The following is a 12,212-nucleotide window of genomic DNA, read 5'->3' as shown; positions in this document are numbered from 1 at the left end:
AGTACGATACAGCCCGGGGAAGAGCGGTTTTAGGGGCCACTTTGGGGCAATTTGCACTTAAATATTTTTGGATAATAGTAAAACTTGTTTTAATCTTGCGGTATATTCTGCCTGATTAAGTTCATTTTTCCATCTTCATCGGCAGTTCCTAAACTCAATCATTCCCTATCAAATTTAATAAGCTAATTAAATTTATTGACTCAAAAACAATTATTTGTAATTGGTGTATGTTGGTATGCAGTGGTACCCGCCTCACAACACTTCTAAAATTTGACAACACAGATGATGTACGACATCTTACAACTGAACGACATGCTCGTTCCTGAGCTGCTTGATATTGCAGAGAAACTGGACGTTCCCAACGCAAAAAAACTGAACAAACAGGACCTCATCTACAAAATTCTTGATAAACAAGCAGTATTAGCCTCAGAAGATAACCAATCCAACGGAGACGAAAAGAAAGCACGCAAACGCAAACCTGTAAAGAAAGACGAAGCAAACAACGCTGCTGAAGAACCTGCTCACGCTGAAGAAAAACCGGCTGCTAAGAAACCAGCAGCAAAAAAAGCTACCGGAACGAAATCAAAAGATAATGAAGAAGACGAGAAACCGGTATCTTCTGCCAAACCTAAAATAAAAGATTTTGAAATAGACCTGGACAGCATTCCTTCTCTCACTTTCGATGATGATGATGATATCATTATCCCTTCTTTTACAGAAGACGAAGATCCGGAAGAGGAAGAAGAAGTGGTAGTGATTCCTCCGGCAGAAGATGAGCTGGATGAAGACGACGATTTTGTAGTACCCGGAGAAATCCCGGTAGCGCCTGCAGCACAGAAGAACCGCTTCCCTAACAAGAAAGAACCAGTTTTCAATATAGAATTTGATGGTGTTATTGTAAGTGAAGGTGTCCTGGAAATGATGCCCGATGGCTACGGTTTCCTCCGCTCTTCCGATTATAACTACCTCAGTTCCCCGGATGATATTTACGTATCTCCGTCGCAGATTAAACTCTTCGGCCTCAAAACCGGCGATACCGTGAAAGGCTCTGTACGTCCGCCTAAAGAAGGAGAGAAGTACTTTGCTTTGCTGAAAGTGGAAACAATTAACAACAAGTCACCGGAAGAAGTACGCGACCGTGTACCTTTCGATTACCTGACACCACTGTTTCCTTTCGAAAAACTGAGATTAACCACTACCTCCAATAACTACTCCACGCGTATCATGGATATGTTTACGCCTATTGGTAAAGGACAACGCGGACTGATTGTAGCGCAGCCTAAAGTAGGTAAAACCATGTTACTGAAGGAGGTAGCCAACGCCATCGCTACCAATCACCCGGAAATTTACCTGATGGTGGTACTGATCGATGAGCGTCCGGAAGAGGTAACAGATATGGAGCGCAGCGTAAAGGCAGAAGTGATTGCCTCTACCTTCGATGAACCAGCTGAAAAACACGTGAAGGTATCTGCCATCGCGCTGCAGAAAGCAAAACGCCTGGTAGAATGCGGTCATGATGTGGTGATCCTCCTGGATTCCATTACCCGTCTCGCCAGAGCGCACAATACCGTGGCACCTGCTTCCGGTAAAGTACTGAGCGGTGGTGTGGAAGCTAACGCCATGCAGAAACCAAAGCAGTTCTTCGGTGCGGCACGTAAAATAGAACATGGTGGTTCACTGACCATCCTGGCTACCGCATTGATCGACACCGGTTCTAAAATGGACGAGGTGATCTTTGAAGAATTTAAAGGTACCGGTAACATGGAACTGTTGCTGGATCGTAAACTGGCTAACAAACGTATCTTCCCGGCGATCGATGTTTCTGCATCTTCTACCCGTCGTGATGACCTGTTGCTGGATAAAGATTCCCTGAAACGTATCCACATCCTGCGCAACCACCTTGGTGATATGAACACAGATGAATCTATGCACTTCATGCTGCAACATATGCGCGGAACCAAAAACAACGAAGAATTCCTGATCTCTATGAACAGCTAGAAACAGGTTATCTTATAAAAGTAAAAACCCGTTACGGTTGTCCGTAACGGGTTTTGCTTTTATAAGATACTGGCTATTGTTTTTTCTGCTGGCCGGGTGCAAATGGTTTGGCGGATTTAGTGCCATAGATCTTTTTTTGCTGACCGGGTGGTAGTCCATGTGGATTACCTCCGGGATGAGTAGTTACACAGCCACTGTAAATGATGGCAGCTGCAAAAAGCGACAGTACAAGTTTTAGGTTTCGCATGACAGGTTGTTTTAAGAGAATATCCATACAAATGCAAAAATCCCGCCACAGTATTACTGCGGCGGGATTATCCAATCTATCTAACCTTATAACTATCTTACATAAAACATCATATGATGCTTAGAATATCCAGTTTACACCAACCTGAAATTCTTTAGGGAAATCGAAGTTAAAAGTGCTGGTGTTGGTTTTAACACCTGTTGGTTCTGCTTTCTTCTGATCGTAAGCGTAGCTCAGACCACCGAATGCACCTTCCAGCATGAAATGTTTGCTTACGAAGTAAGTGATACCAGGCAATACTCTCACGGAGAAACCGTTGTAAGTAGCTGTTTTTGTATCATCAGTTTTGTCTGTACCAAAGTGGTAGCCGGCATTGGCTTCAGCGAAGAATGCAAATTTGCTTTCACCGATCATGTGGTAGTTACGAACAAAAACGCCCGGAGTGATATCGGATGATTTGGTTTTAACACCTGCAACATTTTTGTCGTTGCTGAATTCTGATCTTGCAAATACACCGATAACCCAGTTAGGAGTCAGTGCCACACCAACTTTCGGGCTGATACCGAAGGAAGTGCTGGTGGTTTTGTTGTCTGTGTCTTTTACTTTCTGTGAGCTGGTCGTAACATTCAGATTACCTCCTAAAATTACATCGCCTTTCGAAAACTGAGCCTTTGCTACTTGTGTGCCGAACAGTGCTACTGCGGCCAATACAATCAACTTTTTCATCTGTCGTTAAATTTAAATATTCATTAAAACTATTCCTGTGTTATTGGTTCTTCTACATACGTTCTAGCAACCCTGGTTGATGTTTGGTCGATATCTTAAGCCATTAAAAAAAATGGTCAGTACTTGTTTTTCACGAGCCATAAAGCATTTCAGCGCTTCCCGGTCGTGCGGATCAAAACCTGCTGCCTGCCACTTGCACCATATTACCCATAAACCGAATAATACATTTACCAGCAGCTGCGCCGTGAGTTCCGTATCCGTGTCTTTGTTGAGTTCCCCGCTGCTCACCCCTTTTGAAATGGTAGCTGAAAGAAAAGATATTTCCACCTGCTGCAGCAACTCAATCGTTTGCCGCATCCGGCTGGAAGGAACATCCTTGATCCATTCGTTTACACCAAACAGAAAATGATACTCCAGCAACATTTTTTCCTTCAATGCGAGGTAGCGATCCATGATATCCGCGGTGCATCGTGCTTCTTCCACATATGCCGACATGTCAATAAAACAATCGGCTATCATACGCTCTACCACCGCCACATAAATGGATTCTTTATCTGAAAAATAATAATACAAAGAGCCTTTTGAAATTTCCAGATCCCTGGCTATCTCCTCCATGGTAGTTTTCGACAACCCAAACCGCTTGAAGCGCTTTAACGCCGCTTCCAGAATCATCGTTCGTTTCAGGTCCTGTTCCGCCATAGTATGATGCAAACCAAAACTGACTGTTTGACTATTTCGTTTTGCGGGTCAAATGTACGACCAAAACTAAAACCACCAAATTTTTTTGTTAAGAAATTGTTACGTACCCTTCGCGCAACACATTAAAACGAAAGAAAACCCATCGAAATACTTACACGTTCACAAAAACGTTGGCAAATCGTTAACTAAATCGAAAGTATGACCCCGGAAAAATTGAAATTGTATAATTACCGGGAAGGGATATACGAAACGGAACGACTAATGATGTGCCATTTTGTGTAGCAGATCGCGTTGCCTTTTTTCAGTGATATCCAATGTGGTACCGCCTTTCAGCACTACCTTCCCTGAGGGGCCATCCAGGTGACTGATGTTGGATATCTGGATCATCTGGTTGTTATTGATCTGGTAGAAGTGGAGGGACGTAAAAAGATCAGCATAGTAGCGGAACGACTGTACTGCCGTAATCAGCTTACCGGAGTTTAAACGGAATATACAGTTATCGCCTTTTACCTCCAGGTATTCGATAGCGGGAATATTAATAGTATAGGCCTCCCCGTTAGTAGCAGGGATCAACAGCTGCCAGGCTACCGGTTTGCTGTTATTGAAATTTTCCAGTAATACACGGTAGCGGTCTTTGCTGCTGCCGGTGTTAATCCGTTCTGTTATGAGCGCCACTGCCTGCAACAGGCTTTCTTTGTCAATAGGCTTCAATATCAGTTCCACATCGCTGAAGCGGATCACATGCAGGAACTTTTTTTCAAATGCGGTTACAAATACTGCTTCAAAAGGAATGTCGGGTAGGGTGCCGGCCAGTACGTCGAAGCCGGTGCCATCAGGCATTTCCAGGTCAAGAAATACCAGTTCGGGGCGGTGCGCTTTAATCTTTTCGATACCATCCGCACAGTCGGAGGCCATGTCGGCAATCGTAATTTCGGGGCAGTATTTACCGAGCATTAACGCAATGATGTCCCGGCTGTTTCTCTCGTCATCAATTATAATAGCCTTTATCATAAAAAAGTAACATTAACGGATACACTAAATTATAACTGGGGGATCAGTATTTTAACGATCGTGCCGCTGTCCGATTCATCTTCAGATGATCTGTCAATAATTTCTATATGGATTTCAGTATTATACATTTTGTTCAGCAACTCTGCACGGTTCTGGCTTATTTCCATGCCGGACGACTGATGATGCTTTGGCAGCATGCGCAATGATTTGGAACGTGCAATGCCAATTCCGTTATCCGCGATCACACATTCCAGCATATCCGACGCCACCTGGTTAAAGTAAATGGAAAGCTTTCCTGTTGGCTGTTTGGGATTAGTCATACCATGCTTTACGGCATTTTCTACATAAGGTTGCAACAGCATTGCGGGGATTTCCAGTTCGGCGGTGGCAATCACGGGGTCTACTACTATTTCATACTCCATCCGGTTTTCAAACCGCATCTTTTCTAACCCAAGATAAGTATTCAAATAGGTAATTTCATCTGCCAGCGATATAAAATTACGCCGGGAGAAGTCCAGGGTTTTACGGATCAGGTAAGAAAAATCGGAGAGATATTTCTGCGCATACTCATAATCCCGCTGCATTACAAACAATTGTATGGAATTCAGGCAGTTGAAAATGAAGTGCGGATTGATCTGGGCCCGGATGGCTTTGAGCTCAATTTCTGTAAGTTTCTTATCGTATTCTGTTTCCAGTTGCTTTTTCCGCTGCTCCTCCAGTTCCTGCTTTTTGCGCAGGATTTCTGTGGTTTGTTCTTTTACCAGCTCTTCCAGCTGCTCATTCAGCTTCCGCTGCAGCTCTTTATTTTTATTCAGTTGCTTAATCAGAAGTTCCTGTGTACGGGTTCTTTCGAGGTGTACCAGTTTATTGCGGTAACTCAGCCCCGCAAGGAAAAACATGGCCTGTAACAATACGCCGCCTATCAGCAGGATAGTGGGCGCCGCCAGTTCTCCCAGGGCGCCGAGCAGCCCCAGTGGCCGCACATGCATCAGGAAGGAGCCTAGGCAGGCCAGGTATAAACATACGGATCCATACAAAAAGAATCGCACCAGTGGATGATGGCGAGAGCGCCGCGCCAGTGCCACAAATACTGCCAGCAAGGGTACCAGCGTTACAAAATATACATAACTGTATATGATGGTGGGCATATGGTATTGGCCTATCCTGATGAAATACACGCATAGGATGATCAGTCCCCCTACTATTGCCGCTACCCATGTAAATGCCCGTTCCATAAAAGGATACCGCTCGGTCAGGTTAAGAAAGGCATTGCCAAATAGCAGGTACATCAGGTAAAAGCAAAACAGCAGGCCCGGAATGTCCCAATAGTATTTCAGCATGGGCCAGCGGTGGAAAAAAGACAATTGGTAAGGCTTATCGTCCAGCCGTAAGGCAAAAAAGAGGATCAACCCAAGTATATAGGTCGCAAAATAGATATACGATTTGTCGGGTAACTGGATATAATTAATAATGGAAATGCTGAAAAATACCAGCAGCATACCCAGCAATACCTGGATTACCACGGCCTCCTTACGGAAGCCATCCAGTTGTTTATCCCGGAAAACGCCATAGGCTTCAGCGTTGAAGAGTGCCGGCATCAGGGCGCCTTCGTTGTACGACTTATTGATGATGTGAAGGTAAAACGTGCGAAGCGCTCCTGCCGGTACCTGTACGACAAACGCGTAGTGGTTCCATCTTTCCACCCCTCCCTTATCCAGCATTAAACCGGTTTCCATCAATAGCCGGGGCTTATCACCCGGCGTTTGCACATACCAGTACATATAGTCGTGCCAGCCTGAAAACAGCTGATAAGAGAGTGGTTTATTGCTTTTATTTTTTACGGTAAGTCGCAGCCAGCAGTTATTAACCCGTCCGTTATTCTGGGTATTACTATGAAAGATACTTTCCTGCCGGGTAAAAGGCATGTTGGCAGCCTGCTCCGGGCTCAGGTGCTGCTCGCCGGCTGTCAGCACGTACATATAAGGCCGCAGGTCCAGATTCGCGGGGGCGAAAGCAGTATCAGTGATCAGGGTGTCTACTGGGGTACGATCTACAGTGGCAAAGGATTCTGCAGTGTAACAATACAACAGCAGCATTAGAATAATGCGCTTCACAAAGTGTAATATAAGTTTGGTTATAGCAATTTGTCAATAGCTTTTGCCATTGCTTCATCCTTAGCGGTGATGATATCACCGGCATCATGTGTGCTCAGGAATATTTCCACTTTATTATAAACGTTGCTCCAGTTAGGATGGTGGTCCATTTTCTCTGCAATCAGTGCAACCTTGGTCATAAATGCAAATGCATCCCGAAAATCTTTGAATTCAAAAGCCCGGTAAAGCTGTTTATTTCTTTCTTCCCACATAAAAAATCAGGAATTTAAAAAGTAAAAAAACATCGGGTCTGTCATGGAATCTGGTCAAAATACTACCGCTGATGCGTTGTGCCTCTTCTAAAAAATAAGGTTCATCTTATTTTTGATATCTCTGATATCAAGTAAAGATACTAATTGTACAAGCGGAACAAGGCGTAATTCTTCTAATAATTTTTTTACATCGCCGGGTTGATAGTAATCACCCTTTATCATCCACAGAAAATTGATCTGTTTAAGTTCCGGCAGCAGGAATTCTGCCTGGCAGCGATTGTTGTAAAAATAGTGCGCTACCGAGTTGGTAGGTTCGTGAAACTCAAATACGGGAAAATGAAAGGATCTTGTTTTTTTAGACAGGGCGATTTCCAGGTTGTTATTTACCCTGAAATTGGTATGCAACTGCCGGTTAATATGCCAGCACAACTGATAATCCCGCGTGGTGGAAGCAATGCCTATTACGTAGGTACTTTCAAAGAAGTCCTCTACCAATTGGTCGTTGTCCAGTTTAAGCTTGAGTATTGTCATATAGAAAAGTAGCGCTGCACCCGGTCCGGATGTTGAATAAAAATTTATCCTTTCTTTTTACTGCCCCTTTTTAAAGGTTGTCCCGGGTCCCAAAATACGGCTTTAAAATTTTCTATTTTATCTTCTTTTACAATTACACCTTCCTGTTCCAGTAGTTCCTGCATCAGGGTAGGGGTGGCAAAATGACTCCGGCCGCTGAGTTCTCCTTTGCTGTTTACCACACGATGCGCGGGAACAGCCGGTTTGGCGCTGCCGGCTGCATTCATTGCCCAGCCTACCATACGGCCGGTGAGTTTTAAACCGGAAGCGTCGGCAATGGCGCCATAGGAGGTTACCCTGCCGCGCGGTATGGTACGTGCAATTTTAAAAACCGTTTCAAAAAAAGAAACCGGCTCAGCGGCTTTCTTTTCCTTCGTCCCTGCGACGGGCAAGGAGTGCTGATCTTTCGGGTTCGGGTACTTTTTCATAATTAAAAGGACAGTGCTTACAGCCATTGCCACAACAGAAGCCCCGGTCGAGGTGGAATTTTTCGGTAAATACCATATAGCCCTGGGCATTATAGTAAAAATCAATCTTCTCCACCAACGGTTGCTTCATCGGAAGGCAGTTTAATGCTTTGCCAGTTCAACGGTGCAGCAGGCAATTGAAATTTGAGATAACGGATCGTTCTGCCATCGGCGAGGTGCATGCCTTCATAAAAGGTCTGGATCTTCAGCAACGGCGGTACTTCCGGTAATGCATATACATCAGGAATATCTTCTATCAGGGTGCATCCGGCCGCGGCAATTACTTCCTGCGTGAAAGCATACAGCTGCGGGGAGTCCGTTTTCAGGTTGATGGTGGCTCCCGGCGCCAGCAACGGCTGGAATAGCTGCAGGAATTTAGGATGCGTTAACCTTTTCTTCGACTTGGAATTGCGCAGGAAGGGGTCCGGAAAGGTAATCCAGATGTCCTTTATTTCTCCCGGCGCAAAATAATTAGGGAGCTTATCTATTTGTGTACGTAAGAAGGCCGCGTTTGGCAGCGGTTCTTCCAGCGCGGTTTTGGCGCCTCTCCAGATGCGGTTGCCCTTGAGGTCCACACCCAGAAAATTCTGATCAGGAAACAGCCGGGCCATGCCCAGGGTATAATCTCCTTTGCCACAGGCCAACTCTAATGTAACAGGGTGGCTGTTTTTGAAGAATTCATTCCACTTTCCCTGCATACCTTCCGGGTATATCAATACATTGGGGAAGGTTTCGATTTCAGCAAATCGTTGTAATTTTTTTTGTCCCATTTGCCGCAAAAGTAAGCCGAAAGAAGAAAATATAAATGGATCAGGAGGGGAGCGGAAGAAGTTTACTTTCCGGGGAACTCTTTCAATTCGCTGAGGCGTTTATTTGCCTTGGCTAATTTGTTGATATTCAGTTCATTGGATTGAAGGCTGCGCAATGAGCTGCTGATAACGACTGTTATCTCTTTATTGAGTAGCGCACTGTGAAGTTTCATTTTCTTCTTGTTCATATTTTAAAGTTAGGTGTTTTTTAAACGAATAATAAAGTTTTCAGCAGGCATATTCTTTTTAAAGGGAATTAATTTTCCATCCCGCTGTGTATAGATATCAAACCTGGCAGATAATTCGTCAAAGTTAACTCCTATGGCCATTCTATATAATCTTATTCTTGATAATGTACTTCCCTCGATAAGTATCCAGTGATTGGGATTTCTTTCCAGATAGATGTCCACAAGACCGGCTACAGTAGCAAGAACAAGGTTTCTGTCGTTGTTATTGGTCACATTTTCATCGTCGGAATCGCCTGTTTCACTGATATCGCTTAGGCAAAGATTGTATATGCCCGGTATTATCGTTTCCTGGAACTCCAACTGCTTTATAATGTTTCCATTCGGGCCAATACTGGTAAAAGTAAAGATGCGCAGGTCTGCTGATGCCTGTAACAGCTGATAAGTATCATACTTCATTTAAAAAAACAATGGCCTCTAATGTACTATGGGATAACAACTAATGTGTTAATAGAACCTAAATGCGCATTCCCCAATAAAAAAAGCCCGTAAGCATGATAACTTACGAGCTCTTTAAACCAATTAAGCTGTAGGAGGAGGAGTCGAACCTCCACGGGGCAGTTAGCTGTAGCACAAGTAAGATTAGTGGTCAACCCAATTATACTACGTTTATCCTGTGATCCCCACCCTCGAGACAAGAGGGCATGTCTGCCAATTTCATCATCCCACAATGTGTTTGAATCGTTACCAGCTGTTGCTTTCCGTGAGCCGTTTTCGTAATGATTATGATGCAAATCTAAAGAGAAGGTGACTTTCTTGCAAATTTTTTAAGAAGAATTTTGGAATTTTCGATATTTTTTAAATATTTGCATATAACTTTAAAACAATCAAAAACAAATTGTAAAAATGAGCCACAATTTGAATATTGACAAACTAGATTTGCAGATTATCAGCGAGATGATGTCTAATGCTGAGATCTCCTACGCCGACCTGGGGAAGAAATTGTTCGTTTCCGGCGGGACTATCCACGTGAGAATGAAGAAATTACAAGAACTGGGTGTAGTTAAAGGTACTAAATTACATGTAGATTTAAAAATGATCGGCTATGATGTGATCGCTTTTATCGGCATTTATCTGGAAAAAAGCTCCATGTACGACACGGTAGCCAAGGAATTAAGGAAAATACCCGAAATGGTACGCCTTAACTATACAACGGGCAGTTACAGCATGTTTGCAGAAATTATCTGTAAAGATATCACCCAGCTCCGCCGTATCCTCCACGATGAACTGCAGAAAATTAAAGGCATTGAGAGAACTGAAACCCTGATTTCCCTGGAAGAAAGCTTTTACAGAACAATTAACGTGGTAGAATAATTAGTTTTTAAGGATGAAAGGCTTACCCTGTTGCTATTTCATTCTTAATTATTAATTTTCGCCATGGTTACAACAGAAATCGCCGAAAAAATTCAACGGCTGGAAGAAAAGTATGCCGCCATGGGCCAGAACCTGTCATCCTACCTGGATGGCCTTCTGTACGCGGACTACCTCACTTATTGGGATTATATTCAGCTTGATGTATTGCTTAATCTGCAACATCCACGCACACCAATTCCTGATGAAAGAATATTCATCATCTATCACCAGATCACGGAATTGTATTTGAAATTATCGTTGCAGGCAATCGAACAAATCAGCCTTGCACCTGTACTGTCAGCTGAGATATTTAAAACCCAGCTTAAAAGGATCAACAACTATTTCCACAGTCTTATCAGCTCATTTGAAATAATGGTAGATGGGATGGACAAGGAACAGTTCCTGCAATTCCGCATGGCGCTGTTACCTGCCAGTGGCTTCCAGAGCGGACAATTCCGCATGATCGAGATCTGCTCTACCCGGCTAAACAACCTGGTATACGAACCCCAGCGCCCGGAAGTGGAAGGCCAGGAACTGAAAGACGTGCTGGACAAAATCTACTGGAGAAGCGGCGCCACCGAACTGGCTACAGGTAAAAAAACGCTTACCCTCCGCCAGTTTGAACTGAAATATATGGATACCTTCCTGAAACTGGCCACTGAGTACAAAGACAGTAACCTGCTGGCCAGCTATAAAAAGCTCTCCCCCGCGGAACAAACGGAATTAATCCCCCTGTTAAAGGAGTACGATCTCAATGTAAACGTACGCTGGCCGCTGATGCACTACAAATCCGCGGTAAGATACCTGCATAAAAGGCCGGAAGACATTGCCGCCACCGGAGGCACCAACTGGCAGCAATTCCTGCCTCCAAAAAATAAACGCATCGTTTTCTTCCCCGAACTATGGACGGAAGAAGAACTCAACAACTGGGGTAAAATTGCTATGGGCGAGTAAAACGCCGTCAGATATCCTGCGTGGTAAATCTTCTTAAATAATAAGCCAGTAACGGTACATCCGCTTTTTCCAGTGGATGTGCCGTATCCGGCATCACCGTTAACTGCGCCAGCGGAAGGCCACTGTACACCTCAATGGTTTCATGGAAAGACACCATGTTGTCCCGGTCGCCCATCATCAGCATACAAGGGGTTACTACCCGGGCATAATCGGCTGGCTTCAGCAGCGACTGATGCCCCAGTTCCTCTATCAGCTGTGCCGTGCGCGTCACCACGGTTTTCCAGTCGCTGGCAGTATGCCGGGCTTCCAGCACCCTGGCAAAAGCCGGCACCTTCTCTTCAATTAAATCCGGATTCAGCTGCCGTATCTCTTTTCCTGCAGTAGCCTCGTTCCAGTTAAACTTGGTGGCCAGCGTAATCACGCGCCCGGTCTTTTCCGGGTAATGCCGCGCCAGGTACATGGCTACATAACCACCCATGCTGTATCCGAAAATGTGTACAAAGTCGAGTTGATGGGTTTCAAGATAGGATAATACTTCCGCCGCAAATACCTGGATACTGAACCCCTGCTCCGAAAAAGGCACATCGCCGTGCCCGCTGAAATTAATCAGGTGCACATCGTAATGGTCAGACATTTCCTTAGCCAGCGGTTCAAATTGGGAAGAGGCGCCCAGTGCGCCATGTAAAAAAAGTATGGGGAGTTTATGTGTTTGCATTGACTAAAACTAGCAAACATTTTGGATTTGCCTGTTTGATTATTTGAATTTTT

16 protein-coding genes are annotated in these 12,212 nt (G+C 44.3%); 3 read left to right on the top strand and 13 right to left on the bottom strand.

Annotated features, from left to right (window positions below; all coding sequences use genetic code 11):
* Window positions 1-285 precede the first annotated feature (285 nt).
* A complete protein-coding gene (gene rho, locus ACLHR0_RS06215) occupies window positions 286-1,998 on the top strand; it encodes a transcription termination factor Rho (protein WP_429051561.1) in 1,713 nt (570 codons plus the stop codon).
* Window positions 1,999-2,071: 73 nt separating this feature from the next.
* Here the strand turns inward: rho and ACLHR0_RS06210 are convergent, their stop codons facing one another.
* The 12 genes from ACLHR0_RS06210 to ACLHR0_RS06155 all read right to left on the bottom strand — a co-directional run bounded on the left by ACLHR0_RS06210 (window position 2,072) and on the right by ACLHR0_RS06155 (window position 9,536).
* Entirely contained in the window at window positions 2,072-2,245 is a 174-nt protein-coding gene (locus tag ACLHR0_RS06210) for a hypothetical protein (RefSeq protein ID WP_370908637.1), read from the bottom strand.
* A gap of 120 nt (window positions 2,246-2,365) precedes the next feature.
* Entirely contained in the window at window positions 2,366-2,971 is a 606-nt protein-coding gene (locus tag ACLHR0_RS06205) for an outer membrane beta-barrel protein (protein ID WP_429042651.1), read from the bottom strand.
* 63 nt (window positions 2,972-3,034) lie between these two features.
* A complete protein-coding gene (locus ACLHR0_RS06200) occupies window positions 3,035-3,682 on the bottom strand; it encodes a TetR/AcrR family transcriptional regulator (protein ID WP_429042649.1) in 648 nt (215 codons plus the stop codon).
* A 246-nt stretch (window positions 3,683-3,928) separates the two neighbouring features.
* Window positions 3,929-4,681, bottom strand: coding sequence for a LytR/AlgR family response regulator transcription factor (locus ACLHR0_RS06195; protein WP_370908634.1), 753 nt, complete (start codon window positions 4,679-4,681; stop codon window positions 3,929-3,931).
* Window positions 4,682-4,710: 29 nt separating this feature from the next.
* The gene (locus tag ACLHR0_RS06190; RefSeq protein WP_436485380.1) at window positions 4,711-6,795 is read right to left on the bottom strand and encodes a histidine kinase; all 2,085 of its coding nucleotides are present in this window, start codon (window positions 6,793-6,795) and stop codon (window positions 4,711-4,713) included.
* Between the two features lie 20 nt (window positions 6,796-6,815).
* Complete coding sequence (locus ACLHR0_RS06185; RefSeq protein ID WP_370908632.1) at window positions 6,816-7,046, bottom strand: 4a-hydroxytetrahydrobiopterin dehydratase; 231 nt, start codon at window positions 7,044-7,046, stop codon at window positions 6,816-6,818.
* Window positions 7,047-7,133: 87 nt separating this feature from the next.
* Window positions 7,134-7,577 carry an IPExxxVDY family protein gene (locus ACLHR0_RS06180; RefSeq protein ID WP_429042644.1) on the bottom strand — a complete coding sequence of 148 codons (444 nt, stop codon included), beginning with the start codon at window positions 7,575-7,577 and terminating at the stop codon, window positions 7,134-7,136.
* A 44-nt stretch (window positions 7,578-7,621) separates the two neighbouring features.
* Window positions 7,622-8,044 carry an MGMT family protein gene (locus tag ACLHR0_RS06175; protein WP_436485377.1) on the bottom strand — a complete coding sequence of 141 codons (423 nt, stop codon included), beginning with the start codon at window positions 8,042-8,044 and terminating at the stop codon, window positions 7,622-7,624.
* A complete protein-coding gene (locus tag ACLHR0_RS06170; RefSeq protein WP_370908629.1) occupies window positions 7,971-8,174 on the bottom strand; it encodes a DUF5522 domain-containing protein in 204 nt (67 codons plus the stop codon). Before ACLHR0_RS06170 ends, ACLHR0_RS06175 begins: the two co-directional genes overlap by 74 nt.
* The gene (trmB, locus tag ACLHR0_RS06165; RefSeq protein WP_370908628.1) at window positions 8,146-8,853 is read right to left on the bottom strand and encodes a tRNA (guanosine(46)-N7)-methyltransferase TrmB; all 708 of its coding nucleotides are present in this window, start codon (window positions 8,851-8,853) and stop codon (window positions 8,146-8,148) included. The genes ACLHR0_RS06170 and trmB overlap by 29 nt, the downstream gene beginning before the upstream one ends.
* A gap of 62 nt (window positions 8,854-8,915) precedes the next feature.
* Entirely contained in the window at window positions 8,916-9,080 is a 165-nt protein-coding gene (locus tag ACLHR0_RS06160) for a hypothetical protein (RefSeq protein ID WP_436485374.1), read from the bottom strand.
* Window positions 9,081-9,089: 9 nt separating this feature from the next.
* On the bottom strand, window positions 9,090-9,536 hold the full coding sequence (locus ACLHR0_RS06155) for a DUF6934 family protein (protein WP_436485372.1): 447 nt from the start codon (window positions 9,534-9,536) through the stop codon (window positions 9,090-9,092).
* A gap of 447 nt (window positions 9,537-9,983) precedes the next feature.
* Between ACLHR0_RS06155 and ACLHR0_RS06150 the strand changes: the two genes are divergently transcribed.
* Entirely contained in the window at window positions 9,984-10,451 is a 468-nt protein-coding gene (locus ACLHR0_RS06150; protein ID WP_079471223.1) for an Lrp/AsnC ligand binding domain-containing protein, read from the top strand.
* Window positions 10,452-10,514: 63 nt separating this feature from the next.
* The gene (locus tag ACLHR0_RS06145) at window positions 10,515-11,444 is read left to right on the top strand and encodes a tryptophan 2,3-dioxygenase family protein (RefSeq protein WP_429042634.1); all 930 of its coding nucleotides are present in this window, start codon (window positions 10,515-10,517) and stop codon (window positions 11,442-11,444) included.
* 7 nt (window positions 11,445-11,451) lie between these two features.
* Here ACLHR0_RS06145 and ACLHR0_RS06140 read toward each other — a convergent pair whose 3' ends face one another.
* Window positions 11,452-12,159, bottom strand: a complete 708-nt coding sequence (locus ACLHR0_RS06140; protein ID WP_429042632.1) for an alpha/beta fold hydrolase — start codon at window positions 12,157-12,159, stop codon at window positions 11,452-11,454.
* Window positions 12,160-12,212: the final 53 nt, after the last annotated feature.

Source organism: Chitinophaga sp. ARDCPP14 (assembly GCF_051362515.1).
GTDB lineage: Bacteria > Bacteroidota > Bacteroidia > Chitinophagales > Chitinophagaceae > Chitinophaga.
Note: the sequence above shows the minus strand (reverse complement) of the source record. Positions and strands in the feature narration are given on the sequence as shown.

Coding starts and splice junctions, on each gene's coding strand:
- ACLHR0_RS06155 (WP_436485372.1), bottom strand. CDS start 9,536: ATGAAGTATGATACTTATCAGCTGTTACAGGCATCAGCAGACCTGCGC.
- ACLHR0_RS06160 (WP_436485374.1), bottom strand. CDS start 9,080: ATGAACAAGAAGAAAATGAAACTTCACAGTGCGCTACTCAATAAAGAG.
- ACLHR0_RS06210 (WP_370908637.1), bottom strand. CDS start 2,245: ATGCGAAACCTAAAACTTGTACTGTCGCTTTTTGCAGCTGCCATCATT.
- ACLHR0_RS06145 (WP_429042634.1), top strand. CDS start 10,515: ATGGTTACAACAGAAATCGCCGAAAAAATTCAACGGCTGGAAGAAAAG.
- ACLHR0_RS06185 (WP_370908632.1), bottom strand. CDS start 7,046: ATGTGGGAAGAAAGAAATAAACAGCTTTACCGGGCTTTTGAATTCAAA.
- ACLHR0_RS06205 (WP_429042651.1), bottom strand. CDS start 2,971: ATGAAAAAGTTGATTGTATTGGCCGCAGTAGCACTGTTCGGCACACAA.
- rho (WP_429051561.1), top strand. CDS start 286: ATGTACGACATCTTACAACTGAACGACATGCTCGTTCCTGAGCTGCTT.
- ACLHR0_RS06170 (WP_370908629.1), bottom strand. CDS start 8,174: ATGAAGCAACCGTTGGTGGAGAAGATTGATTTTTACTATAATGCCCAG.
- ACLHR0_RS06195 (WP_370908634.1), bottom strand. CDS start 4,681: ATGATAAAGGCTATTATAATTGATGACGAGAGAAACAGCCGGGACATC.
- ACLHR0_RS06140 (WP_429042632.1), bottom strand. CDS start 12,159: ATGCAAACACATAAACTCCCCATACTTTTTTTACATGGCGCACTGGGC.
- ACLHR0_RS06150 (WP_079471223.1), top strand. CDS start 9,984: ATGAGCCACAATTTGAATATTGACAAACTAGATTTGCAGATTATCAGC.
- ACLHR0_RS06175 (WP_436485377.1), bottom strand. CDS start 8,044: ATGAAAAAGTACCCGAACCCGAAAGATCAGCACTCCTTGCCCGTCGCA.
- trmB (WP_370908628.1), bottom strand. CDS start 8,853: ATGGGACAAAAAAAATTACAACGATTTGCTGAAATCGAAACCTTCCCC.
- ACLHR0_RS06180 (WP_429042644.1), bottom strand. CDS start 7,577: ATGACAATACTCAAGCTTAAACTGGACAACGACCAATTGGTAGAGGAC.